Source organism: Marivirga arenosa (genome assembly GCF_030503875.2).
Lineage (GTDB): Bacteria > Bacteroidota > Bacteroidia > Cytophagales > Cyclobacteriaceae > Marivirga > Marivirga arenosa.
The window spans coordinates 2,833,606-2,858,760 of record NZ_CP129968.2 but is presented as its reverse complement, the minus strand read 5'-3'; the positions used below and the strand labels follow the sequence as shown (position 1 = coordinate 2,858,760).

22 protein-coding genes are annotated in these 25,155 nt (G+C 33.7%); 9 read left to right on the top strand and 13 right to left on the bottom strand.

Annotated features, from left to right (window positions below):
* Positions 1–3: 3 nt before the first annotated feature.
* Both QYS47_RS12340 and QYS47_RS12335 read right to left on the bottom strand, forming a co-directional pair.
* Complete coding sequence (locus QYS47_RS12340) at positions 4–501, bottom strand: hypothetical protein (RefSeq protein ID WP_308356358.1); 498 nt, start codon at positions 499–501, stop codon at positions 4–6.
* 92 nt (positions 502–593) lie between these two features.
* On the bottom strand, positions 594–1,076 hold the full coding sequence (locus QYS47_RS12335) for a deoxycytidylate deaminase (protein ID WP_302124387.1): 483 nt from the start codon (positions 1,074–1,076) through the stop codon (positions 594–596).
* A 72-nt stretch (positions 1,077–1,148) separates the two neighbouring features.
* Here QYS47_RS12335 and QYS47_RS12330 point away from each other — a divergent pair, with 72 nt between their 5' ends.
* From QYS47_RS12330 to QYS47_RS12320, 3 genes are all read left to right on the top strand, one after another.
* On the top strand, positions 1,149–1,697 hold the full coding sequence (locus QYS47_RS12330; RefSeq protein WP_308356359.1) for a DUF2911 domain-containing protein: 549 nt from the start codon (positions 1,149–1,151) through the stop codon (positions 1,695–1,697).
* A 101-nt stretch (positions 1,698–1,798) separates the two neighbouring features.
* Positions 1,799–2,224 (top strand): large-conductance mechanosensitive channel protein MscL, encoded by a 426-nt coding sequence (mscL, locus tag QYS47_RS12325; RefSeq protein ID WP_308356360.1) that lies wholly within the window; start codon positions 1,799–1,801, stop codon positions 2,222–2,224.
* A gap of 67 nt (positions 2,225–2,291) precedes the next feature.
* Entirely contained in the window at positions 2,292–3,188 is an 897-nt protein-coding gene (locus tag QYS47_RS12320; RefSeq protein WP_322346478.1) for a sugar phosphate isomerase/epimerase family protein, read from the top strand.
* Positions 3,189–3,243: 55 nt separating this feature from the next.
* Here the strand turns inward: QYS47_RS12320 and QYS47_RS12315 are convergent, their stop codons facing one another.
* The 3 genes from QYS47_RS12315 to QYS47_RS12305 all read right to left on the bottom strand — a co-directional run bounded on the left by QYS47_RS12315 (position 3,244) and on the right by QYS47_RS12305 (position 7,822).
* On the bottom strand, positions 3,244–4,065 hold the full coding sequence (locus tag QYS47_RS12315; RefSeq protein WP_302124393.1) for a 3-keto-disaccharide hydrolase: 822 nt from the start codon (positions 4,063–4,065) through the stop codon (positions 3,244–3,246).
* Positions 4,066–4,203: 138 nt separating this feature from the next.
* Positions 4,204–5,694 (bottom strand): Gfo/Idh/MocA family oxidoreductase, encoded by a 1,491-nt coding sequence (locus QYS47_RS12310; RefSeq protein WP_322346476.1) that lies wholly within the window; start codon positions 5,692–5,694, stop codon positions 4,204–4,206.
* 382 nt (positions 5,695–6,076) lie between these two features.
* A complete protein-coding gene (locus tag QYS47_RS12305) occupies positions 6,077–7,822 on the bottom strand; it encodes a DEAD/DEAH box helicase (protein ID WP_322346475.1) in 1,746 nt (581 codons plus the stop codon).
* A gap of 298 nt (positions 7,823–8,120) precedes the next feature.
* On the opposite strand from QYS47_RS12305, the gene QYS47_RS12300 reads away from it, so the two are divergent.
* Both QYS47_RS12300 and QYS47_RS12295 read left to right on the top strand, forming a co-directional pair.
* Positions 8,121–9,065 (top strand): polymorphic toxin type 23 domain-containing protein, encoded by a 945-nt coding sequence (locus QYS47_RS12300; protein ID WP_322346474.1) that lies wholly within the window; start codon positions 8,121–8,123, stop codon positions 9,063–9,065.
* A gap of 108 nt (positions 9,066–9,173) precedes the next feature.
* Complete coding sequence (locus QYS47_RS12295) at positions 9,174–10,817, top strand: amidase family protein (RefSeq protein WP_322346473.1); 1,644 nt, start codon at positions 9,174–9,176, stop codon at positions 10,815–10,817.
* Positions 10,818–10,918: 101 nt separating this feature from the next.
* On the opposite strand, the gene QYS47_RS12290 is transcribed toward QYS47_RS12295, so the two are convergent.
* The 7 genes from QYS47_RS12290 to sufB are packed head-to-tail and all read right to left on the bottom strand — an operon-like array spanning position 10,919 to position 17,064.
* A complete protein-coding gene (locus tag QYS47_RS12290; RefSeq protein ID WP_308356366.1) occupies positions 10,919–11,335 on the bottom strand; it encodes a BrxA/BrxB family bacilliredoxin in 417 nt (138 codons plus the stop codon).
* A gap of 50 nt (positions 11,336–11,385) precedes the next feature.
* Positions 11,386–11,727, bottom strand: a complete 342-nt coding sequence (locus tag QYS47_RS12285; protein WP_308356367.1) for an SUF system Fe-S cluster assembly protein — start codon at positions 11,725–11,727, stop codon at positions 11,386–11,388.
* Positions 11,728–11,738: 11 nt separating this feature from the next.
* On the bottom strand, positions 11,739–12,182 hold the full coding sequence (locus tag QYS47_RS12280) for a SufE family protein (RefSeq protein WP_308356368.1): 444 nt from the start codon (positions 12,180–12,182) through the stop codon (positions 11,739–11,741).
* A gap of 10 nt (positions 12,183–12,192) precedes the next feature.
* Positions 12,193–13,431, bottom strand: a complete 1,239-nt coding sequence (locus QYS47_RS12275; protein ID WP_322346471.1) for an aminotransferase class V-fold PLP-dependent enzyme — start codon at positions 13,429–13,431, stop codon at positions 12,193–12,195.
* A 33-nt stretch (positions 13,432–13,464) separates the two neighbouring features.
* Positions 13,465–14,793 carry a Fe-S cluster assembly protein SufD gene (gene sufD / locus QYS47_RS12270; protein WP_322346469.1) on the bottom strand — a complete coding sequence of 443 codons (1,329 nt, stop codon included), beginning with the start codon at positions 14,791–14,793 and terminating at the stop codon, positions 13,465–13,467.
* 18 nt (positions 14,794–14,811) lie between these two features.
* Complete coding sequence (sufC, locus tag QYS47_RS12265) at positions 14,812–15,567, bottom strand: Fe-S cluster assembly ATPase SufC (RefSeq protein ID WP_322346468.1); 756 nt, start codon at positions 15,565–15,567, stop codon at positions 14,812–14,814.
* Positions 15,568–15,618: 51 nt separating this feature from the next.
* Complete coding sequence (sufB, locus tag QYS47_RS12260; RefSeq protein ID WP_308356372.1) at positions 15,619–17,064, bottom strand: Fe-S cluster assembly protein SufB; 1,446 nt, start codon at positions 17,062–17,064, stop codon at positions 15,619–15,621.
* A 374-nt stretch (positions 17,065–17,438) separates the two neighbouring features.
* On the opposite strand from sufB, the gene QYS47_RS12255 reads away from it, so the two are divergent.
* Positions 17,439–19,106, top strand: coding sequence for an AMP-binding protein (locus tag QYS47_RS12255; RefSeq protein WP_308356373.1), 1,668 nt, complete (start codon positions 17,439–17,441; stop codon positions 19,104–19,106).
* Positions 19,107–19,328: 222 nt separating this feature from the next.
* On the opposite strand, the gene QYS47_RS12250 is transcribed toward QYS47_RS12255, so the two are convergent.
* Positions 19,329–21,491, bottom strand: a complete 2,163-nt coding sequence (locus QYS47_RS12250) for a S9 family peptidase (RefSeq protein WP_322346466.1) — start codon at positions 21,489–21,491, stop codon at positions 19,329–19,331.
* A 221-nt stretch (positions 21,492–21,712) separates the two neighbouring features.
* On the opposite strand from QYS47_RS12250, the gene ligA reads away from it, so the two are divergent.
* Genes ligA through dapA form a run of 3 tightly spaced genes read left to right on the top strand, consistent with a single transcriptional unit; the run spans position 21,713 to position 25,137 of the window.
* A complete protein-coding gene (gene ligA, locus QYS47_RS12245) occupies positions 21,713–23,728 on the top strand; it encodes an NAD-dependent DNA ligase LigA (protein WP_322348402.1) in 2,016 nt (671 codons plus the stop codon).
* A 4-nt stretch (positions 23,729–23,732) separates the two neighbouring features.
* Entirely contained in the window at positions 23,733–24,263 is a 531-nt protein-coding gene (locus QYS47_RS12240) for a DUF6913 domain-containing protein (RefSeq protein WP_322346464.1), read from the top strand.
* Complete coding sequence (gene dapA / locus QYS47_RS12235) at positions 24,235–25,137, top strand: 4-hydroxy-tetrahydrodipicolinate synthase (protein WP_302124409.1); 903 nt, start codon at positions 24,235–24,237, stop codon at positions 25,135–25,137. The genes QYS47_RS12240 and dapA overlap by 29 nt, the downstream gene beginning before the upstream one ends.
* The last annotated feature ends 18 nt before the right edge of the window (positions 25,138–25,155 follow it).

Genomic DNA, 25,155 nt, shown 5'->3' with positions numbered 1-25,155 from the left:
ATATTATTTTGATAATGTTAAATCTAAAGAAGTAGACACTTCATCAGTTGTTCCGTCAAAGTCAATGTCCTGACTTTGAGATTCAGTGTAATTTAATACTAATGAACTTTTGGTTGCAGTAATTACATCAAAAGAAAATTCTTCAGCTGTACCTCCATCAAGCGTTAAAACGGTGCCGTCAGAATTAATTGACCAAGTTCCCTCACCCGTTGTGTTATTGTCATCTTGAGCTACATAACTTCCGTCACTTTTAAATTCTATTGTACCACCAAAACTATCTTCAAAAGAAGCAGTTAAAATTTCTTCAACTAAATCAGCAGTAGATTGATCATCAGCAAAAAAATCAGTAAAACTTTCACCATTGATCGTAAAGTCAACTGTAAAGTTAGTTACATTCCATAGACCTTCTACTTCACCTTCTTTTGCAGTTTCATCATCATTACAAGCTTGGAATAAGAACATGCTTGCTACTAAAACGAATAGTAATTTTAAATTTTTCATGTATTTTTAATTAAGTTGAAGTTCAAAAGTAAAAGGTTTTATCGATAATATACCTTTTTCCAGTTTTTACTTTTAGAAAACCATTAGGTAGATCAAATCATATGTGTAACATTTTGAAGGTTTCCTTCATAGTGTTCTACCTCTACACCAAATTTTTGGAGAAAATCTAGACCTTCATCTCTTTCCAAGCCTTTATATTGAGCGTAAGAATTTAGGTAAATTACTTTTTTTATTCCCATGCTAAAAATAATTCTCGCACATGATAGACAAGGGGATAGCGTAACATAAAGAGTGGAGTTCTCTACGGAAGCATTATTCTTAACAGCATACATAATGGCATTCTGTTCAGCATGAATTGCTAACATACAGCTTCCCTTAGAATCGAGTCCACAGCCTTTACCAGGAAATTCTTCATCACAATTATGGGTACCTGCAGGAGGCCCATTATAGCCGATAGAAATAATTCTTGTTTCTTTTGTTAGAACTGCACCCACATGCCTTTTAATGCAATGAGAACGTTTTGCTAGGTTTACAGCTAGCTCCATGAAAATATCATCGAATTGTGGTTTTTCCATAAAACAAATATAAGGGATAATGGCACTATGATTAATAAAATTGTAAATTGCTTTAAAATAAAACAGGAAATCATGAAAAAATTATTCACATCAATTTTAGCTTGTTTCATCATGCTTGCTATTTTTAGTATTGATGCGCATGCGCAAGAAGCTTTAAAACAAAAGCCAAGTCCTTTAGGAATGGTTACTTATACTTTCGAAGATACTTATGTTAAAGTGACTTACGGAAGACCCCATTTAAGAGGTAGAGAAGCTTTTACAGAAACATCAGAATTAGCTCCTTTAGGAAAAATATGGAGAACAGGAGCGAATGAAGCAACTGAAATTACCGTAACTTCTGATGTAAAAATGGCTGGTGAAACTGTTCCTGCTGGAACATATTCCATGTTTACTATACCAGGTGCTAAAAGCTGGACTATAATTTTAAATAAAGATGTTGGCCAATGGGGAGCATATAAGTATGATGAAGAACAAGATTTATTGAGATTCGAAGTTCCGGTTAATAAATCAGATGAGATGTATGAACCCTTTACAATCAGATTTGATCAGGCAAATGGTGATGTTAGCCTTCAAATGATTTGGGCGAATACGATGATAAGTATCCCATTTGAATTTCTATAAGAATATTAATATCAGTATTTAATTATTTTTATAGTAGCTGCCATGCTTTCGTATGGCAGCTATTTTTTTGTTCTCATTTTTCCACTATGTCCATTTTAGCTATGAAGTTTTTAAAAGAATTTAAGGAATTTGCAATTAAAGGAAATGTTTTTGACATGGCAATTGGTATCATTATTGGTTCAGCTTTTACTAAAGTAGTCAATTCAATTGTTTCAGATTTGATTATGCCTATTCTTAGCATTTTCGTTGGGAGAATAAATTTTAAAGATCTTAAGTATGTATTTAGAGCGGAAGAGTACGATAAGGAAGGTAATTTGCTTCATGCAGCTGTTTCCATTAATTATGGTAATTTAATTCAATCTTCTGTCGATTTTCTAATCATTGCCTTTTGCATTTATTTAGTAGTGAAGACATTTAATAAATTAAGGAAAAGGTCTGAAAATGAGGAAGATAATACTGTGGCAACACCTAAAAATATTGAGTTGTTAGCTGAAATAAGAGATCTTTTAAAAGAGAATAGAAAGTAATCCTTTTGGTAAAGCATTTCCTTGTCATTACAATTATTGCTAAATTCAATGATCAAACATCATAACTATGGAAAGACGTAAATTTATTAGAAATGCAGGTATTGCATCTGTCTTAGCTTTTGTTTCTCCCTCTATTTTAGCTTCATGTAGTTCAAACGTACAGGGAGTAGCGGGTGAGGCTGGTCTACAAATCTATACTCTTAGGAAAAGTCTGGAAGAGGATTTCAAAGGGACTATTGAACGAGCTGCTAAAATAGGCTATAAAAATCTAGAATTATTTAATTATTCTAATGGGAAGTACTTTGGCAACAGTATAAAGGAAGTCAAGTCTATATTTAATAATTTAGGTGTGAAAGCTAAAAGTAGTCATGTATTAACAGGCTGGTCTATGCCAGATAATGTTGGGACAATGACAAATGACTGGGAACGAACTGTAGCAGATGCTGCTGAGCTAGGCCAATCATACATAGTATGCGCGTATTTATTTGATTCTGAACGAAAATCTATTGATGACTATAAAAATCTTTCTGATTTACTGAACTCCTGTGGAGAAACGGCTAAAGAGTATGGATTGCAAATGGCGTATCATAATCATGATTTTGAATTCATGAAATTAGACGGTGAAATTCCATACGACCTTTTACTTTCTGAATGTGACCTTAATCTAGTTAAATTTGAATTAGACTTATACTGGACGGCAAGGGCAGGGGTAGACCCCATTCAATATTTTAAGGATAATGAGGGAAGGTTTCCACTTTGGCATGTAAAGGATATGGCAGCTGGAGAAGATCAGTTTTTCTCAGCTGTGGGAGAAGGTGTGATTGATTGGAAGAATATCTTTAATCATGCATCTACAGCTGGATTAAAGCAATTCTTTGTTGAACAAGATGATACGAAAAGTGGTAAACCTTTTGAAGAGATTACTAAAAGTTACGAATACTTAAAGGGAATTAAAAAGAGTTAGAAGTTAGAAGTGAGAAGTTGGAGGTTCTTAGAGCTTCCAACTTCCGACTTTTACCTTACTTTAATTCTTTGATTTTGATATTTCTATACCAAACATTATCTCCATGATCTTGTAAGGCAATTAAACCTGAAGGAGCAATATTACCCCAGTTTTCATTAATCTCAGCCCATTTACTGTTTGCAATTAAATCAGCCATTCTATCAGAACCAATAGTGTATTGTACAACAGTGTCTCCATTTTGGATATGCACAATGTCATTACCTTTAGCAATTACTTCAGCTTTATTCCATGTACCATGTCCTTTGAAGTTCTGCGGATCAGCAGGGATTAGGTCATATAATGAACCTGCTTGTCTGTTTCCATTCTTACCTAATTTAGCATCAGGGTGATGAGCATTATCAAGTACTTGCATTTCTGGAGCTGTTTTCCAGATATAATCGAACTCTTCTTTCCCTCTATATAATATACCAGAGTTGGCAGCACTATCAACCATCCACTCAATACTTAAATGGAAATCGCCAAACTCTTTGTCATATACAATATCTCCACCGTCTTTTGCTCCAGCTTCACCTCTTCCTGATCCTTGTATATGTAAAGCTTCATTTTCAATATTCCACGCAACTGGAAAAGTTTCTTTTTTGTAACCTCTCCAACCTTCTGTTGATTTACCGTCAAATAATAACATCCAACCGTCTGCTTTTTCTGCTTCCGTTAAAGTATTGTGCATTTCTTCTGCTGGTTGAGCTTCTGCTACTTCTTCAACCATTTCTTCTTTAGCTTCTGCATCTGAAGCTTCTTCTGAGTTTCCCTTTTTACTACTATCGCATGCATAAATTGCCATCATGGCAACACAACCGATAAATATTGATTTTTTCATGTTTTTATATTTTAAAATTTAGAAAATATATGTGATTGTATTTATTTAATAGATTATAGCCATACCTCATATATCAAATTAACTTAAATCAATAATCAACAGAGATTTATGAGATATGACTAGCAATAATTTATTATATCAATAGCTCCAGCCTTCTCTATATGTTCTTTTAATATATTCTTTGGCTGCTTGCTTCGCATTCATGGTATCATATTTCGTATCGAATCTTGGATCACCATCAACAACAGTAAAGCTATCCGTAGTAACTACTCTAATTTCCTCGTCATCGCCAATGTTGGTGATTTCCATTTTCTCAGCATCCCAATCTAACTTTCTTCTTAGATCTTGAAGTCTAACAGCAAGATTACCTGCAACCACTACTTCATTTAATGGTCCTGCATAAGCAAAATTAGAACTACATTCAACTCTTGATTTCTTGTCTTCTTTTGCAGCTCTTACCCAGTCCATTTCATGACCACCTTCCATTGCTTTAGGAATTCTTCTTAATTCATTGGTAACGGGTGGTGGATTATCCTCTCTACCAATAATAAATGGATCCATAGCGTAAGTACCACAGACTAAAGTTCCTTTAGTGCCGTAGAAGATTGCACCTCCCCAACCTCTTTGGTCACCAGGGTACATGCCTTCTTTTAAGCCTTCGGGTCTATCAGGTTTTAAACCGCCATCATACCATGTGAATTCTACTCCAGGCATATTAATTTTACCTTTCTTAGGTCTTTCTCCAAAATAATAAGTTACTTTTTCAGCCATTGGAGCACTTTCAGTATTTACTTGAGATGAACTTGCTTCAAAAGCATAAGGGTAACCTAATTCTAAAGCTTTATAAACAGGGTCCATAATATGGCAAGCCATATCACCTAATGCACCAGTACCGAAGTCCCACCACGCTCGCCAGTTCCATGGAGTATAAGCTTCATGATAAGGTCTATATTGAGCAGGGCCGATGAATAAATCCCAATCCAATGTTTTAGGAACTTCCATTTTCTCACTTGGTCTTTCAAGTCCTTGCGGCCAGATTGGTCTATCGGTCCAAGCATCCACTTTAGTTACTTCACCAATTTCTCCATTCCAAATCCATTCGCACACTTTACGCATGTCATCAGAAGAGTTACCTTGGTTACCCATTTGGGTAGCAACCCCAGTTTCATCCGCTAATTCTCTTAATTTTCTTGACTCATAAACGGAATGAGTTAATGGCTTTTGAAGGTAAATATGTTTACCTGCGTTCATTGAATCTTTAGCCGAAACGTAGTGGGTATGATCCGGAGTACTGATCATGACAGCATCAATATCCTTGTCCATCTCTTCTAACATTTTTCGATAATCCTTATATTTTTTTGCTTTAGGATAATCTTTAAATGTTCTATCAGCATATTTCCAATCCACATCTGCTAAAGCCACAATGTTTTGTGAATTCATGTGGCGTAAATTGGTACGGCCCATACCGCCCACACCAATTCCTGCAATATTTAGTTTATCGCTAGGTGCTGTATGACCTAAACCTGCAATTACATTGCTTGGTACGATAGTTATACCCGCAGCAGCCAATCCCATATTCTTTAGGAATTTCCGTCTGTTCAAGTGATTATCTTTATTTGAGTCGTCCATAATAAATAGTTTTGTGAGTTTTTGATTGGAATGAAATTATGAAATCTCTCGAATAAAACATAAAAATATTTGGTAAAAGGTCATAGCTGTATTATAAAAATAAAGATAAGTTATTGATATACAGCAGTTAATTTGCTTTGAAAGATAGTGTAATTTTTACACTTAGTGTATTTGAGATTGAAACATATTAAAACAATAAAGCCTTTCTGCATTACTGCAAAAAGGCTTTATTGTTTTAGGAAATTTTAGATTTCGATCGATAATCTCTCTACTTCAAGCTTCCTACTTTCATCTCAATGTCTTACCTTCGGTACCGACATGGCTTAGGTCACAGTTTCCAAATTTCAATCTTCCTAACTTCTAGTATTCCAACTCCCAACTTCTATCTTCTTCTACCACCAGAGCCCGCTTTTACTCTTGAGCGTCCACCTGGTTTTCTATCTCCAGCTCTTTTTTTGAAACCACTACTGTTTTTTCTCTTTCCATCAGAACGTCCTGAACTTCTTGGACCACCACCTGTTTTTGGCTCAGCGACTACTTTTCTGCCGTCAAATTCGCTGCCATTTAAAGCGCCTAAAATTGTGTCCTCATGTTGGCTTTCAACTTCCATAAAAGTAAAGCTTCTTTGAACGTCAATTTTACCAAATTCGATTCCATTTGGAACGTTTTGTAAGCCGTTGATCCATCCTAGAAGCGTACCGGCATTTAGATTATCTTTTTGACCGATATTTAAGAATAGCTTATTGAAGTTACCATTCTTTCTTCTGCTATCTCCTCTTTCGTTATCTCTTCCTGCTGAAGCAGTTTGATTAATATCAGATGAGTTTTTATAATAATCTAAGAACTTATTGAATTCCACCGAAACGAATTTCTTAATTAATTCTTCTCTACTTAATTCTTCAAATTCAGCAGCAATATTTTCAATGAATGGCTCCATTTGCTTTTCATCAACTTCTGTTGATTTAACCTTATTCACAAATGACATCAATTGCTTTTCAATTACCGCTTCAGCAGCAGGAACGTCAGCTTTTGTAAATGATTTACCTAATACCTTTTCAAGTTGCTTAATTTTATTGACATCACGAGGACCTATAATGGCCATCGAAATACCAGCTTTACCTGCTCTTCCTGTTCTTCCACTTCTGTGTGTGTAAGTTTCAAGATCATCAGGAATATTGTAATTGATAACATGGGTAATTTCATTTACATCTAAGCCACGAGCAGCTACATCAGTAGCAACAAGCATTTGAAGATGTTTTTTTCTATAACGTCCCATCACAGCATCACGCTGAGCTTGAGATAAATCACCATGTAAACAATCAGCATTATAGCCATCGGCTACTAATTGATCAGAGATCTCTTGGGTTTCTCTTTTGGTTCTACAAAAGATGATCCCATAAATATTTGGGTTTATATCTGCAATTCTTTTTAAAGCAAGGTATTTATCTTTTGCTTTTACTACATAATAGAAATGGTCGACTTTATCAGCCCCTTGATTTCTTTTTCCAGAAGATATTTCTTCAGGATTAGACATATAATTATTTGAAATCCTTAATACCTCTTTTGACATTGTAGCAGAAAATAATAAGGTTTGTCTGCTTTCAGGAGTGTGAGAAAGAATGAAATCAAGATCATCTTTAAATCCCATGTTCAACATCTCATCAGCTTCATCCAACACTACCCACTCAATGTCTTCTAGCTTTAGTTTATTTCTTTTGATTAAATCAACAACTCTACCAGGTGTTCCGACCACTATTTGAGCGCCTCTGTTTAAGGCTTTAATTTGAGTTTCAATGCTTGCTCCACCATAAACTGGTAAAACATCTAATCTATTAGAGAATTTTGTATATGCATTAAAATCATTAGCGATTTGAATAGCTAATTCTCTAGTAGGACATAATACTAAAGATTGAGTCTTTTTAGAATTACTGTCGATTTGATTAATTACAGGTAATCCAAAAGCGGCTGTTTTACCAGACCCTGTTTGTGCTAAAGCAATTAAATCTTGCTTAGAGTTTAATAAATGAGGGATAGTTTTTTGCTGAATAGCAGTTGGTGTCTCAAAACCTATTTCTAAAATAGCTTTGAGAATTTCAGGCTTAAGGCCTAATTCTTCGAATGTTAGCATTTTAATGTTTAAAAATTAATACAATAGCAGGGATATGTTGTGACATGACTGCTAAGCAGCCTATTGCATTAAAGCGACTCTCGATTTTCCCCGGCTTAACCCAAGCCATATTTCGAACCTTTCGAGTAGCCTAGGATTGTAATGTGGTACAAAGGTACAAATAGTTTTTTGATTTATTGCAATTTACAATTAAGAAACCAAATTATATTCTGCGATTAAAGTTGTTATGAAATGGGTTAAAGTTTTTATGCTTTTAATTAATTTTGAATTTTTAAATAATTACTTAACCATTTAGATATTGAAATTTCTTAAAGTGCTTTCTGTTGTATTAATCTTTAATCTATTAAATCATTTAGATTTATACAGTCAAGAAGTATTAAACATAAGTGGAAATTTAAACTATTATGCTCAAGCTGGAGTAGTATTTCAATTTGGCTCACATCAAAATAGGGTAGGGATATCAGTTTCTGCAAAAGGAGGAAGAGATTATGCTAATTTGGGACTTGAGTATAATGTTTTATATACACTTTCTGATTTTGGCTATTACGAAAAGACATTTCAACATATTTTAGGATTTAAAGTAACTACAGCAATTGACCGAAGAGATCATAGTTTTAGATCATTTCAGTATTCTCCTTTTAGTAGTAATTGTTTTTATGAATTTCATTATCAGTATAGATATTATTTTAATCATTGGAATACTGCTCAACCCACCGGTGAAATTGGTTTAAACTTCGGTCATTTTTACATTTATCATGAAAATGATTTATTAGCAGCTAAATCAGTTGATAAATTCCGTACTGCTGCAATGCGTTTAGGATATCAGGATTCTATTCAAAGTTTCGCAACATCTTTTACGTTCTGGACCGGTAATAAAGATAATCCTAAGACCAAAAGAATAAATGAATCGAAATTTTCAAGATATGGTTACTTTGACTTAAGCGATACACCATTTGGTAAATATTCTCATGGTGTTCTTGCCGTGGATTATATTCGACAACTTCCATTGGCAAATCAACTTAGGTTTTCATTAGGTTATGATCATGAAAAAATAAGAAATGCAATTCAAAATAAATTTATGCATGATTTACCATTCTATCCTAAAAAATGGAATACTGCTAAAAGCAGACATATTCCAATGGTAGACCAAGAAGGAAATTCCTATCTCTATGAAGATGGTCAGCAGTTAAGAGAAGGTCAATTTTATTTCAATATTGGATTGAATACTCCTGAATTCTACTAAATAAAAGTTAAAACATACCAGTCCTGTAAAATAGATTCTGATTCAGAATTAAGCTTCTTATTTTGCTTATCTTGTTTTTTATAAGCATAAACTTAAATAGAATAATTTATGAAAAAGATATTTTACTTATTGATTTTAGGTTTGTGGGCTTGTGAAGAAAAGCCCAAAACTACAATTGATACTTGGGTACCCTATGATGAAACAGCCATAATTGAGAAGAATGCTGATCACGAATCACGTTTTATGCGCTATAAATTGATTCAATCAAAAATTAGTGATAGAAATGACCTTTGGGCACAAATAGAGCCTCAGATTAGCGATTTTTCTCTCAAAGATTATGAGAAATTAAAACCCATCATACTTGAGCAGGATATGATGAGCCTGCAAAATGCTATAGATGAAGGCAAATTAAGCTATAAACAGCTCACGCAATGGTACCTATATAGAATTGTAATTTTTGAAAATGATAGTTTAAGCACATTAAATAATATCATTTCAATTAATCCTACTGCAGTTCAAGAAGCGATAGCAAAAGATGAAAATAATTCAGAAGAGCATCATCCAATTTATGGTATGCCCATATTATTGAAGGATAATGTGAATTTTGCAGGTATTCCTACCACTGCTGGAGCTGCTGCTTTACAAGATAATATGGCAGAAGATGCTTTTATAGTAAAGAGATTAGAAGCTTCTGGAGCTATTATTCTGGGTAAATCAAGCTTAAGTGAATGGGCTAACTTTTTATGTGATGGATGTCCTAATGGCTATAATGCTATTGGAGGTCAAACTCTAAATCCTTATGGAAGAGGAGAATTTGATACAGGAGGCTCAAGTTCGGGAAGTGGTTCTTCTATCGCGGCTAATTATGCAGCAGGAGCTATTGGAACTGAAACTTCTGGTTCAATTTTATCTCCCTCTAGTTCAAATTCTATTGTAGGTTTAAAGCCAACAGTTGGCTTATTAAGTAGAGGAGGGATAGTTCCTATTTCTAGTACTTTGGATACACCTGGTCCTATGACAAGAAGCGTTATGGATAATGCTATTATGTTGTCTGCTTTAACTGGTGAAGATTCAGAAGATCGAGTTACTGTTGGTAATTCGCCACAAAAAGACTACTGGAAGTCCTTAAATGCTGATGCTCTGAAAGGAAAGAGATTAGCTGCTCTGAAAGGATTCTTAGAAGATTCATTATACAAGATTCAAGTTGAGAAGTTAAAAGATATGGGAGCTGTCATTGTAGAAGTTGAAGCCCCAGAAGTAAATTTATCAGGCTTTTTAACTTTATTGAATTTGGATATGAAGGCTGATTTACCCCATTATTTTGAAAATTATGCTGGTCCTTCTATTAGCTTTAATTCAGTTCAGGATGTAATGGATTTTAATAAAGAAGATTCAGCAAAACGAATTCCTTATGGACAAGCCAGATTTGAAGGAATAGTGACTGACTCTACCACTGCTTCAGAGTTTGATACCTTAAAAACTCGATTGATGAGCGAAGGAAGAAGGTATTTTGAAACGATGATGAGTGAAAATGATCTTGATGCTATTTTATCCATCAATAATTGGACAGCAGGTTATGCTGCTGTAGCACATTATCCTGCATTAACAGTACCTATGGGCTACGAGGAAAATGGGCAACCTAAAGGATTGACATTTATAGCAGAACCGTTTTCAGAGCAGAAATTATTAGCATATGCTTATGCATTTGAAAAGGCAACTCAAGCTAGAAAAATACCTGCAAAGTATAAGTAAAACCTAATTAATCTCAATATTATCTTAAATACAAAAAGGGGTGATGAAACTTAATTCATTACCCCTTTTTTGTTTAGTAATCTAGATGCTAGATTATATTATTAACAATACTCTTCGAATACTTGAACCAAATGATTTCCAATCATTTCAGCAGTTCTACCTTCAATATGGTGTCTCTCCACAAAATGAACCAACTCACCATCTTTAAATAAAGCAATTGATGGAGATGATGGTGGGTATGGAGCAGTTAATTCTCTTGCTTTAGCAACCGCTTCCTGATCAACACCAGCAAATACAGTTGTTAAATTATCAGGTTTTTTAGGGCTTTGTTGTACTGCCCACTTAACACCTGGTCTTGCTGCACCTGCTGCACAACCACATACTGAGTTTATAACCATTAAAGAAGTTCCTTTATGATCTTTAAGGTGTTCCACTACCTGGTCAGCTGTTTTGAATTCTTCAAAACCAACTTCCGTTAAATCTGCACGCATTGGTGCTACTAATTCTTCAGGATACATATATTATGAATTTATTATTTTAAATATTAGATTATTCTACTTTTTATTAATTACATAAAGCCTAATTCAAGCTTTGCAGCTTCACTCATCATTTCTTGAGTATAAGGTGGATCGAAAGTTAATTCAACCTTTACATCACTGATTCCTTCAATGGCTCTCACTTTCATTTCGACTTCGCTAGGGATATCCTCTGCTGCTGGGCAAGAAGGAGAGGTTAAAGTCATTAAAATGTATACATTATTAACTGGGTATACATTCACCTCATATATTAATCCTAATTCGTAAATGTCCACTGGAATTTCAGGGTCATAAACTGATTTTAAAGCCTCTAGAACCTTATCTCTTAAATTAGGTATTTCCGATTTCTTTTCGAATTTTGTTTCTTCAGCCATAATGCTATTGTTTAAGCTTCATTTTCTAATTTGGTTTTATACGCTAGTGCAAACATTTTGATTTGCTTAATCATAGCTAAAAAACCATTAGACCTTTGCGTACCAATAAACCTATTCATACCAATTTTATTAACAAAATATAAATCAGCATTTAAAATATCATCTATTGCACTATTGTTTAATATAGACACTAATAAACTTACCAATCCTTTAGTAATCGCTGTATTACTATCGGCTTGAAAGCTAAGATTACCATCATTTTCTTCAGCGGTTAACCAAACTTTTGATTGACAACCTTTTACAATATTATCTTCCGTTTTTATTTCTTCAGGCATTTCAGGAAGCTTTTCGCCTAGCTCCATTAAATAACCTATCATCATTTCCATATCTCCATCTAACATGGAGAATTTTTCAATGATGTCGTCTTGTCTCGTATTAATTGATTGATCAGACATTGAATATAATTTAGCTAAATTTTGCTACTATATCTTTTAAAGAATCTACAAAAAAATCTATTTCATCTATCGTATTGTAAACAGAAAAGGAAGCTCTAATTGTTCCATCAATTCCGAAATGCTCCATTAAGGGTTGCGTACAATGATGACCTGTTCTGACTGCAATCCCCTTAGCATCTAACATAAGACCTGCATCATAAGGGTGTAGATTATCGATAGTGAATGAAACAACGCTTACTTTATCATCAGCTGTTCCATAAAAGTTAATGCCTGGTATTTCGGATAATCTTTCATGAGCGTGGGCTGTTAATGCCTTTTCATGTGCCATGATATTATCTTTTCCAATATTATTGATGTATTCTGCAGCTTTTTTTAGTGCTACTACATCTGCAATATTAGGTGTGCCAGCTTCAAACTTATATGGAATATCATTATAAGTAGTTTTTTCAAATGATACATTATTGATCATTTCACCACCACCTTGATAAGGATTCATTTCTTCTAAAATAGCTCTTTTACCATATAGAATCCCGCAACCTGTTGGCCCATACATTTTATGGCCAGAAGTAGCATAAAAATCACAATCCAAATCCTGAACATCAACTATACAATGAGAGGAGGCTTGAGCCCCATCTACAAGCATTACTGCATCATGATCATGGGCTATTTTTGCAATCTCTTTAACAGGATTAACAGTTCCCAATGAATTGGAAGCGTAAACTACTGCTACAATTTTGGTATTCTTATTAACAGTAGCTTTTACATCATCTAGTGATATTTCACCCTTCTTATTAACAGGTATAATTTTTAATACAGCTCCTTTTTCTTCAGCTATCATCTGCCATGGAACAATATTAGAATGGTGTTCCATAGCCGTAATCACTATTTCATCACCTTTCTCTAAAAATTTTCTACCATAGGCGTTAGCTACTAGATTAATGCTATCTGTAGTTCCTTTTGTAAAAATTACTTCTTCAACTTCATTTGCATTAATAAACTTTTGAAATACTTTTCGAGTATCTTCAAAAGCAGTAGTTGCCTTTTCAGCTAAAGTATGTAATCCTCTATGTATGTTAGCATTATATGAACTATAGTATTCAGATAATGCTTCTATAACCGATTTGGGTTTTTGTGTGGTAGCTGCATTGTCAAAATAGATAAGAGGTTTCCCATTTACCTTTTGATCAATGATTGGGAAATCTTTTCTAATACTATTTATATCAATATTGGAAGCTAAAGCTACACTCATAAAATATATTTAATGATTTAATTTATTGATTGACTACAGCCTTTCATGAATTTTGTTCTCCATTAGCGTTCTAAATGCTTCTATTTTAATATTGCTTAATACATCAGATGCAAAAGCATTTAAAAGTATGGATTTAGCAGTTTTTTTATCAATACCTCTTGCTCTTAGGTAAAATAATTGATCAGCATCTAGCTGGCCAACTGTACAACCATGAGAACATTGAACATCATCTGCCCAAATTTCTAATTGAGGCTTAGTATCAACCTCAGCATCATCCGATAAAACTACATTTCTATTAGATTGAAAAGCATTTGTTTTCTGTGCATCCTGACGAACAAAGATTTTACCATTAAATACACCTCTAGACTTGCCGTCTAAGATACCTTTGTACATCTCATTGCTTTCACAATTAGGTACTTTATGGTCTACTACTGTGTGATTATCTACATGTGTGTTTCCATCCAGTAGATACAAACCATACATATTCGTTTCAGAATGCTCTTTATATACAGCTATATTAAGATTGTTACGTAACATAGCACCATTCAAACTTAGAGTAACACCATTAAAAACTGATTTGCCTAATTGGTGTACCATAGTTGTACCAACTTGAATCGCTTTATCCGATTCGTTTTGATATTTGTAATAGTCAAATATTGCATCGTCTTCAACCACAATTTCAGTTACTGCATTGGTAAAACTAGCGTGCTCACCTAATGTAATGTAGGATTCTATAACAGATGCCTGACTATTCTTTTCAGCTATAACTAAATTTCTAGGTTGACTTACTATATCAGCATTTTTCGCATCGTTGAAATAATAACATGCAATTGACTTTTCAGCCACTACGCTTTTATCAATTTTTACAAATACTCCGCCATTTGTAAAAGCTGTATTTAAATCTGTAAAATTATCAGACCCTTCGATTTCGTGCTTGTTGAAGTGCTTTTCAAAATCTTCAGCATAGTCATCGGCTGCAATTTTTATTGGCTGAATATGAACTCCTTTTGGAAGAGAGCTAAAGTCATCTGACAGATTAGCATCTAAAACACCGTTTACAAATACCAAACGAATAGCATCCAATTCAGGAATAAAATATTTAGAAGCCTCATCGATGCTTAATGAAAAAGCACCATCTGACATGTTGTCTAAACTAAAAAGTCTACCAAATGTCTTAGCTATATTACTGTATTTATATTCTTCATCTTTTGCATGGGGAAAACCTGCTGTTTTGAATTTATCAATGGCAGTTTTTCTTTCGGCATGTAAAGGCTTTTTACTTTCTCCGTTTAAAGAATTTTCAAAAGCTTGAAATTGCTCGATGAAAAATTTATCTATATCTTCTTTAATCAATTTACTCATATGTATTGCTGATTAAAATTATGCAACGCCTGCTTCTTCTTTGATCCAATCGTATCCTTTTTCTTCTAATTGAAGAGCTAATTCCTTTCCACCAGTTTTAACAATTTTTCCGTTGAAAAGAACGTGTACGAAATCTGGAACGATATAATCTAATAATCTCTGATAGTGAGTAACCACTATGGAAGCGTTGTCATCACTTTTAAGCTTATTTACACCATTTGCTACAATTCTTAGCGCATCAATATCTAAACCAGAATCAGTTTCATCTAGAATAGATAGGGTAGGCTCAAGCATCGCCATTTGGAAAATTTCATTTCTTTTTTTCTCACCACCTGAGAAACCTTCATTTAGTGAACGGCTTAATAATGATTGGTCGATTTCAACCAACTTCATTTTTTCTTTCATTAAGCTAAGGAATGATACAGCATCTAATGGCTCTAACCCTTTATGTTCACGAATCTTGTTTAAAGCTGTTTTCATGAAGTTTGTAGTGGTTACTCCAGGAATTTCAATTGGATATTGAAATGCTAAAAATACGCCTTCCTGCGCTCTTTCATCAGCTTCTAATTCAAGCAAATCTTTACCATTGAAAGAAATTTCACCTGAGTCTACTTCATAATCCTCTCTGCCAGCTAAAACAGAAGCTAAAGTACTTTTACCAGAACCATTGGGTCCCATGATAGCATGTACTTCGCCTGGCTTAACTTCTAAGTTAATTCCTTTTAGTATTTCTTTACCTTCTATTGAGGCGTGTAAATTTTTAATCGATAACATATCTACTTATTTCAAAAAATAATAATATTCTAGTGTTTGAATAAAGGTCTATTATCCTACAGATCCTTCTAAAGTTAAGGCTAATAATTTTTGAGCCTCTACAGCAAATTCCATTGGAAGGTTATTTAAAACCTCTTTACAATAACCATTTACGATTAAGGCAACTGCACTTTCTTCGTCAATACCTCTTTGCTGACAATAGAAAATTTGATCTTCTCCAATTTTAGAAGTGGTAGCTTCATGTTCTATTTGAGAAGATTTATTCTTAACCTCAATGTAAGGGAAAGTGTGTGCTCCACATCTATCACCCATTAATAAAGAGTCACATTGAGAAAAGTTTCTTGAATTCTCAGCTCTTTTATGAATTTCCACTAAACCTCTGTAGGAATTTTGGCTTTTACCTCCAGAAACACCTTTAGAAACAATTCTACTTTTAGTATTTTTACCTAAGTGAATCATTTTAGTACCAGTATCTGCTTGTTGCATATTATTAGTAACAGCAACAGAATAGAATTCACCTTGTGAATAATCTCCTTTGAGTATACAACTAGGGTATTTCCAAGTTACAGCAGAACCAGTTTCAACTTGTGTCCATGAAATCTTTGCATAATCTCCGGCACAGATACCTCTTTTGGTAACAAAATTATAAATACCGCCTTTACCTTCTTTATTACCTGGATACCAGTTTTGTACCGTAGAGTACTTTACTTCTGCATTTTTAGCTGCATAAATTTCAACTACAGCAGCGTGTAATTGATTTTCATCACGCATAGGAGCAGTACATCCTTCCAGATAACTTACATATGAATCATCTTCAGCAACAATTAAAGTTCTTTCAAATTGTCCTGTATTTGCTGCATTGATTCTGAAATAAGTTGAAAGCTCTACCGGACATCTTACACCTTTTGGAATGTAACAGAATGAACCGTCAGAGAATACAGCAGAATTTAAAGCAGCATAGAAATTATCATTAGAAGGTACAACAGAACCAAGATATTTTTTAACTAACTCAGGATGTTCTTTAACAGCCTCGCTAAATGAACAGAAAATAATTCCTAATTCAGCTAGTTGCTTTTTAAAGGTAGTACCCACAGAAACGGAATCCATTACTGCATCTACCGCTACACCTGTTAATCTTTTTTGCTCTGTCAAAGAAATTCCTAAACGCTCAAAAGTTTTCCTTAATTCAGGATCCACTTCATCTAAGCTTTTAGGTTTATCTTTCTGCTTAGGAGCAGAATAATAAATAATATCTTCAAAATTTGGTTTTGGATAATGAACGTTGGCCCAACTCGGCTCTGTCATTTTTCTCCAATTTCTATAAGCTTTCAACCTCCATTCAAGAAGCCATTCAGGTTCTTCTTTTTTTGCAGATATAAAACGTACAATATCTTCATTTAAACCGGGAGGTGCCGAGTCAGCTTCAATATCAACTGTCCAGCCATGCTCGTATTCTTTAGAAGCAAATTCTTCCAGTATTTGATCGTCCTTACTCATATATGGATTATTTAGACTAATTTCAATTTAGGTACAAAGCTAACATATTTTATGTGCTAATGTTATCAAAAACCTATATTTTTTAAACACAGAATTATCAATAAAAACTATTGCGCAATAGGTAAAGCTTATAATACATACAGCTACATGTATTTTGACGAAATATTGGACTAAATGTTATTAGAGAATGTTTTTCAATAGATTTTCCAGTAATAATACAGAAGAAGCGGTTATCTGTAAAAGTCTGATTTACAGTAAATATTGAAATATTAGATTCATATGTATGAATGTTGTTTAAAATAGCTCTATGGAAGAAGAATATTTTTTATTAATTTCCAATCCGAAAATTTAAAAATTGAATTAAATATACGACTATGAGCGACTTTCCATGGTACAATCACTATCCAAAAGGAGTACCAAAAGAGATAAACCCAGATCAATACAAAAACCTACCTGAATTATTTGAAGAAGTTTTTCAAAAGCATGGCGATAATGAAGCCTATGAGAATATGGGTAAGGTTTTAAAATATTCTGAAGTAGATGAGCTTTCAAATAACTTTGCTGCTTATTTACAAAATGAGGCAGGGTTAAAAAAAGGAGATAGAATAGCAATCCAAATGCCTAACTGTTTGCAGTACCCTATTGCCATGATAGGAGCTTTAAAAGCTGGATTAATTGTAGTAGGTACCAATCCATTATATACCTCACGAGAAATGGCTCATCAGTTTAAGGATTCAGGTGCTAAAGCTATCGTTATTGTAGCCAACTTTGCTAGCAATCTTGAAAAGATTTTAGCAGAAACTGAAATCAAAACGGTAATCGTGACTCAATTAGGGGATATGCTGGGTGGTCTGAAAGGTGGTATAGTAAATTTTGTAGTAAAGAATGTTAAAAAGATGGTCCCTAGCTACAATTTACCGTCTGCTATAAAATTTAAGGACGTTTTGAAAAAGGGTAAAAATTATACTTTTAAAAAGCCTGAAATTGATTCTTCTGATCTTGCATTTTTGCAATATACCGGAGGTACCACAGGAGTAAGTAAAGGTGCTCAATTATCACATAGAAATCTTGTGGCGCATACTATGCAAACTAAGGAATGGTTTAAACCATTATTTACAGATGGTTTGCAAGAACAAATGATTACAGCTTTACCATTATACCATATATTTGCATTAGCTGTAAATGGTATTTTAATGTTCAGTATTGGGGCTAAAAGTATTTTAATCACCAATCCTAGGGACATGCCTGCTTTCATTAAAGAATTGAAAAAGCATCCATTTACCTTAATGACCGGTGTTAATACTCTATTTAATGGTTTATTAAATCAGCCAAATATTAATGAAGTAGATTTTTCTCATCTAAAAGGTTCTATTGGAGGCGGTATGGCTGTTCAAAGAGCTGTTGCTGAAAAGTGGAAGAAACTAACAGGTGGTCCTTTAGTAGAAGGATACGGATTGAGTGAAACTTCACCCGTATTGAGTGTTAATCCATTGGATGGTACTGAAAGAATTGGTACGATTGGAATTCCTACCCCAAGTACTAATATGAAAATATTAGATGATGAAGGCAATGAAGTTGCAGTTGGTGAACCAGGAGAAATTTGTGGTAAAGGACCACAGGTAATGTCAGGTTATTGGAATAAACCAGAATTAAATGATACCACTTTCTTTAATGGTGATTGGTTTAGAACTGGTGATGTTGGAGTAAGGGATGAGGATGGGTTCTTCAAAATTGTGGATAGAAAGAAAGATATGATTAATGTATCTGGTTTCAACGTGTATCCAAATGAAATTGAAGATGTAATTGCAGGAATGGATAAAGTTCTTGAAGTAGCTGTAATTGGTATTCCCGATGAAAAATCAACGGAAGTGGTAAAAGCCTTCGTTGTGAAAAAAGATGATAGCTTAACTGAAGAAGAGGTAATTGCGTATTGCAAAGAAAACCTAACTGCCTATAAGTGTCCAAAATCAGTATCTTTTGAAACAGAATTACCTAAATCAAATGTGGGTAAGATCATCAGAAGACACTTAAGAGATAATTAAAACATTTAAATCTTATTAATATTGAAAAGAGGTTGTCTAAAAAGTAAAATTTTAAGACAACCTCTTTTTTGTTGATTATAGGATAGGCGTAAGGCAGACTTATGCTTTTAAATTATGGATTATTTTTGTGTTTGAAAGATATTTCGTAGATACTCTAGTATGCAGAAAATAAAAAAGCCCGGTAGAACCGAGCTTTAATTCATATTATAACTTTACTATTGATTATAAGTTCTCCAACCACCAGTCAGTCATCATTCTAAAAAGATGTGGTCTTGCGCCATTTTCACCTATTCCATGTGTTCTGTCAGGATAATAGAATAGATCAAATTGTTTTCCAGCTTCTAATAATGCATCTTGATAAACTACTGTATGCTGAACATGCACATTATCATCACCAGTACCATGAATCACCAAATAAGGATCTTCTAATTTTTCAACCTTACTTAATGGTGAATTATCATCATAACCATTAGGGTTATTCTGAGGAGTATCCATATATCTTTCAGTATAAATAGTATCATAATATCTCCAATTAGATACCATCGCTACTGAAACTGCTGCATTATAAACATCAGCCCCGTCTAAAATTACATTTCCAGCCATATAGCCACCGTATGACCATCCCCATATTCCAACTCTTTCAGAATCTATATAATTAAGACTAGCTAAATATTTTCCGGCCTCAATCATATCTTTCGTTTCATACTTACCTAATTGGCGGTATGTAATTTTTTTGAAAGCTTCACCTCTTCCACCAGTTCCTCTAGGATCGATAACGGCAATAACATATCCTTTCTGAGTCATCATTTGGTGCCAATTGAAATGGCTTCCGCTCCATCCATTTTGAACTTGCTGACTACCAGGTCCGCTATATTGGTATACAATGACAGGATACTCCTTAGAAGCATCAAAATTAGCTGGTTTTAAGAAATAACCATTTAATTCCACATCCTCTGAAGTTTTGAAAGTAAAATATTCTTTCTCAACAAAGCCAAACTCTTCAGTGATTGCTTTATAGCTTTTATTGTCTTTTAGGGTTACTAATTTTTTATTGCCTTTCGTTTGGTGTAGGCTTACTTGATTTGGTGTAGTTGGATTGCTGTAGTATTTCAAGTAGTATTCAAAATCATTACTCATATTAATACGACTAACACCCATTTTCTCACCTAACAATTGCTTTTTCTTTCCATTCATTTTGATAGAATAAAAAGATCTGTCTAATGGTGAATTTTCCGTACTGATATAATAGATGGTACTATTATCTTGATCAATACCGACTATACTTACTACTTCCCAATCTCCCTCAGTAATTTGTCTAACTAATTTACCATCTAATGTATAAAGATAAAGATGCTTAAAGCCTTCCATTTCACTTGAATGAATAAAGTATTTCCCATCATTTGTATAGGTTAAATCATCACAATAATTTAAGGCTACATAGGTTTCAGATTCCTCTTTAAGAACAACTTTACTTTCTCCTGTGCTGGCATTTGCATGAAGTATTTCAAGAATGTTCTGTCTTCTGTTCATTCTGATAATACTTAAAAGATTTGAATTTTTAGTCCATTGTACTCGAGGAATATATTGGTTTTTTTCTTCACCAATATCCATTTTCACACTCTTTTCAGAAGCTAAATCATAAACTGAAATCCATACATAAGAATTATCTTCTCCCGCTTTAGGGTATTTATAAACATAATTTTCAGGGTATAATTGACCATCATTCCATTTTTGAAGCGTATATTCTCTAACATGGCTTTCATCCATAGTGTAATAAGCTAATTTTTTACCATCTAGTGACCAATAGAAAGTTTTGGTGATGTAAAATTCCTCTTCATAAACCCAGTCAGAACCACCATTTATGATTTCATTGATTTTTCCATCTGATGTAACTTGCGTAGTTTCTTCACTTTCTAAATCAAAAATGTAAATATTGTTCTCAAACACATAAGCTACTTTAGAGGCGTCAGGCGAAAAGGTAGCAAACATCTGTGGGTTTTCTGAAAGAGGGGTTAAGCTCTCATCCTCCAAATTATACACATAATATTGAGCAGTAAAGGATCTTCTGTAGATATAATTCACTTCAGTAGCTAATAATAACTTCTTCTCATCCTCACTAAATGTATAACTTCTAATATTTAATGCAGGCTCTAGCTCATTTCCGTCTACTAAAGTTTCAACAACTTTTCCGTTTTCAACATTAATCTTTTGGACTTTATTATCCTCCAGGGCAGAATAATACTTTCCATCGTTCATCCAGTTCACATTATAAACAGACTCTTGTCTGAAAGTGCCTTTTTCATAGATGTCGGATACAGTGATATTTTTTTGAGCAAGTGCTAAACTTGAACTTAAAACAAATATTAGTACTAATAATTTTTTCATAATCATTGAATTGATTCAGCTCCAAATGTAATAAGCATTCTAATAAACCGAAGAAGGAAATAGCATTAAAGGAAGCTTAATAGTTTGAATGGTTATTCTATGAAAACACAATTCCTGAAAATTGATATAAATAAGTATTGCCGGTTATTATTTTTTAAATTATTTATAGATAAAGCAATTCTCAAATTATTAGATTTGTGATTAAAGCTTTTGCATTTAAGATGGATAAAAAATCAGCTGAAGAGAAAATAAAGGAATTAAGCGATAAGCTTCATTACTATAATTATAAATACTATCAGGAAAGTGTATCTGAAATATCAGATTATGAATTTGATATGATGCTCAATGAGCTAATAAAGCTTGAAGAAGAATATCCAGATTTAAAAACTGATGATTCACCGAGCCAGAGAGTAGGAGGGGATATAACCAAAAATTTTGAAACGGTAGAACATAAAATCCCTATGCTTTCTTTAGGAAATACATATTCTAAGGAAGAACTTGATGATTTTGATGGAAGGGTAAAAAAAGGATTAGGTCATGAAGAGTATGAGTATTTCTGTGAACTTAAATTTGATGGAGTAGCGATAAGTCTACATTATGAAAATGGAAAGTTGGTTCGTGGAGTTACCAGGGGGGATGGATCAAAAGGTGATGATATTACCAATAATGCTCGTACTATTAGAACTATTCCGTTGAAGGTAAGAGGAGAAGAATACCCTGTATATTTTGAAGCTAGAGGAGAGGTTTTTCTACCTAGAGAAAGTTTCAATGAGATCAATAAAGAAAGAGAAGAAAATGGGGAAGCCTTATTAGCAAACCCACGAAATGCGGCATCAGGCACTCTTAAAATGCAAGATTCTGCTGTTGTAGCAAAAAGGAAACTGGATTGCTATCTCTATTCTTATGCAGGTGAAGATTTGCCAATTGAATCACATGAGGAAGGAATAAAACAACTCGAAAAATTTGGCTTTAATGTTTCCCAAACCTATAAAAAGTGCAAAAATATTAATGAAGTTTTCGATTTCATTAATAAATGGGAAGAAAAAAGACATACTCTCAATGTTGATACAGATGGAATTGTAATCAAAATAAATAGCATTGCTCAACAAGAAGAATTGGGCTTTACTGCAAAAAGTCCAAGATGGGCAATTGCTTATAAATACAAAGCAGAGAGTGCTACAACAATTCTTAAAGAAATAAGCTACCAGGTAGGTAGAACTGGAGCTGTAACGCCAGTGGCTAACTTAGAGCCAGTTTTATTAGCTGGTACCACAGTAAAAAGAGCTTCTTTACACAATGCAAACGAAATTGCTCGTCTTGATTTAAGAGTTGGGGATACCGTTCATGTAGAAAAAGGTGGAGAGATTATTCCTAAAATTACTGGGGTTGACCTTAGCAAACGAGATTTAGGAAGCAAAGAAGTAGATTATATCAGAACTTGCCCTGAGTGTGGTTCTGAATTGGTAAGAGCTGAAGGAGAAGCAGTACATTATTGTCCTAATAAAAAAGGCTGTCCCCCTCAAATAAAAGGATCAATCGAGCATTATATTCAAAGAAAAGCTGCTGATATTGATTCAATGGGAGAGCGAACCATCCATTTATTATATGAAAAGGGATTGGTGAGAAACATTGCGGATTTATATGATTTGACTTATGATCAAGTTTTTCAATTAGGGGGCTTTAAAGATTTGAGCACTCGAAACCTTTTGAAAGGTATTGAAGCTTCTAAAAATATTCCTTTTGAGAATATACTATTTGGATTAGGAATAAGGTTTGTTGGTAAAACTGTTGCTGAAAAACTCGCAGCTCATTTCAAAAATATCGACAATTTAGCTAAAGCTAATTATGAGCAATTGATTGAAGTTCCTGAAATAGGTGAGAGAATTGCTCAAAGTGTGGTGGAATATTTTAAAGATACAGATAATATTGAATTGATTGAAAGGCTTAAGAATGCTGGTTTACAATTTGAAGTTCAGGAAGTAGAGGTTGAGCAAAAAGGTAGTGCATTAGAAGGGAAATCTTTAGTGGTATCGGGTGTTTTTGAACATTACGGAAGAGATGAAATAAAAGAAGTCATAAAGCAATATGGTGGGAAGGTAGTTTCGGCTATCTCAGGAAAAGTAGATATATTAGTGGCTGGAGAAAATATGGGGCCTTCTAAGAAGCAAAAAGCGGACAAGTTAGGCATTCAGATTATTTCGGAAGAAGAATTCCGAAGCCTGATCAAAGAAAACTAAAAACGTGATTAAACATAAAATTCTTTCATACAAGATAAAAAGAGGTCAAAAGAAAAGTAAATTTTTACACCAAGCTTATCCTTATAATAAGCTTAAGAAAGTAGGTGTTATTTTTTCTTTTGATGATTTGAAAAAGCATGAAGCAGTTAAAAAATTCATTAAGGTATTAGAAAATGATGGTATTGAAGTCAAAACTTTAGCTTATAAACCTAAGGACACCCAGAATTTCGAATTTTATTTTGATTTCTTTGAAGATAAAGACATTGGCTTTTTCGGTAGCATTCAAAACCCTTATTTTCAAAGTTTCTTAGATCAAAAGCTTGAATATCTGTTTTGTTTAGATGATTCCTTAAACTTGTTCATGCAGTATTTGTTAGTACACACTAAATCTGATACCCGAATTGGTGCTTTTCAGCCAACAGAAGATGAAGCCGCTTTTTTTGAATTAATGATTAAGCCAAAATCAAACGGAGATACAAAAGTTTTAACAGAAGAAATAATTCATTATGTCAGAAAGATTTCAGGAAATAACTAAAAAATTCACAGGTGTGGGGCCAGCCTTAATTACCCCATTTAAAGAAGATTTAACGGTAGATCGAGAAGCTTTAGAAAAGCTTTTAATTCATACAGCGAAAGGTGCTGATTATTTTGTAGTTCAGGGTACTACCGGTGAATCTGCAACCACAACATTACAAGAAAAGCAAGAAATTTTAGCATTTGTAAAAACGCATAATCCTAAGAATTTACCAATAGTTTTTGGAGCAGGAGGTAATAATACTGAAGCAGTTATTGACCTAATAGGTCAAATGGATTTGTCAGGTGTTGATGCAATTCTATCTGCTTCTCCTCACTATAATAAACCTTCACAAGAAGGAATATATCAGCATTTTGTAAAGATTGCAGATGCTTCACCCGTTCCAGTTATCTTGTATAATGTACCTGGAAGAACGGCTTCAAATATGACTGCTGAAACTACTCTAAGATTAGCTCAGCATGAAAACATTATTGGAATTAAAGAAGCTTCTGGTGATTTAGGTCAGTGCATGGAAATAATGGCTAATAAGCCTGAAGAGTTTTTACTTATTTCTGGAGATGATCTATTAACCAATGCAATGATTACTCTGGGTGCGGTGGGTGTGATTTCAGTACTAGCCAATCCTTTTCCAGAAGTATTTGCTGAAATGATTCAAAATGCATTGAAAGGTGATTTTGCTAAATCTAATGAAAGCTTATTTAAGCTTTTGCCAATCAATCCTTTAATGTATGAAGAAAGCAACCCCATAGGAGCAAAAGAGGCTTTAAAATTAAAAGGGGTTTGTGACAATTATGTGCGTATGCCATTATTACCCGCATCTGATAATCTATCCAATAGGATAAAAGAGATGATTAAGAAATACGAATTGAAATAATTTAGAAATTTTAATGTT

What these genes read in the sequence shown, in the direction of transcription:
- QYS47_RS12340 (WP_308356358.1), bottom strand. Translation starts at nt 501, where the DNA reads ATGAAAAATTTAAAATTACTATTCGTTTTAGTAGCAAGCATGTTCTTA.
- QYS47_RS12335 (WP_302124387.1), bottom strand. Translation starts at nt 1,076, where the DNA reads ATGGAAAAACCACAATTCGATGATATTTTCATGGAGCTAGCTGTAAAC.
- QYS47_RS12330 (WP_308356359.1), top strand. Translation starts at nt 1,149, where the DNA reads ATGAAAAAATTATTCACATCAATTTTAGCTTGTTTCATCATGCTTGCT.
- mscL (WP_308356360.1), top strand. Translation starts at nt 1,799, where the DNA reads ATGAAGTTTTTAAAAGAATTTAAGGAATTTGCAATTAAAGGAAATGTT.
- QYS47_RS12320 (WP_322346478.1), top strand. Translation starts at nt 2,292, where the DNA reads ATGGAAAGACGTAAATTTATTAGAAATGCAGGTATTGCATCTGTCTTA.
- QYS47_RS12315 (WP_302124393.1), bottom strand. Translation starts at nt 4,065, where the DNA reads ATGAAAAAATCAATATTTATCGGTTGTGTTGCCATGATGGCAATTTAT.
- QYS47_RS12310 (WP_322346476.1), bottom strand. Translation starts at nt 5,694, where the DNA reads ATGGACGACTCAAATAAAGATAATCACTTGAACAGACGGAAATTCCTA.
- QYS47_RS12305 (WP_322346475.1), bottom strand. Translation starts at nt 7,822, where the DNA reads ATGCTAACATTCGAAGAATTAGGCCTTAAGCCTGAAATTCTCAAAGCT.
- QYS47_RS12295 (WP_322346473.1), top strand. Translation starts at nt 9,174, where the DNA reads ATGAAAAAGATATTTTACTTATTGATTTTAGGTTTGTGGGCTTGTGAA.
- QYS47_RS12290 (WP_308356366.1), bottom strand. Translation starts at nt 11,335, where the DNA reads ATGTATCCTGAAGAATTAGTAGCACCAATGCGTGCAGATTTAACGGAA.
- QYS47_RS12285 (WP_308356367.1), bottom strand. Translation starts at nt 11,727, where the DNA reads ATGGCTGAAGAAACAAAATTCGAAAAGAAATCGGAAATACCTAATTTA.
- QYS47_RS12280 (WP_308356368.1), bottom strand. Translation starts at nt 12,182, where the DNA reads ATGTCTGATCAATCAATTAATACGAGACAAGACGACATCATTGAAAAA.
- QYS47_RS12275 (WP_322346471.1), bottom strand. Translation starts at nt 13,431, where the DNA reads ATGAGTGTAGCTTTAGCTTCCAATATTGATATAAATAGTATTAGAAAA.
- sufD (WP_322346469.1), bottom strand. Translation starts at nt 14,793, where the DNA reads ATGAGTAAATTGATTAAAGAAGATATAGATAAATTTTTCATCGAGCAA.
- sufC (WP_322346468.1), bottom strand. Translation starts at nt 15,567, where the DNA reads ATGTTATCGATTAAAAATTTACACGCCTCAATAGAAGGTAAAGAAATA.
- sufB (WP_308356372.1), bottom strand. Translation starts at nt 17,064, where the DNA reads ATGAGTAAGGACGATCAAATACTGGAAGAATTTGCTTCTAAAGAATAC.
- QYS47_RS12255 (WP_308356373.1), top strand. Translation starts at nt 17,439, where the DNA reads ATGAGCGACTTTCCATGGTACAATCACTATCCAAAAGGAGTACCAAAA.
- QYS47_RS12250 (WP_322346466.1), bottom strand. Translation starts at nt 21,491, where the DNA reads ATGAAAAAATTATTAGTACTAATATTTGTTTTAAGTTCAAGTTTAGCA.
- ligA (WP_322348402.1), top strand. Translation starts at nt 21,713, where the DNA reads ATGGATAAAAAATCAGCTGAAGAGAAAATAAAGGAATTAAGCGATAAG.
- dapA (WP_302124409.1), top strand. Translation starts at nt 24,235, where the DNA reads ATGTCAGAAAGATTTCAGGAAATAACTAAAAAATTCACAGGTGTGGGG.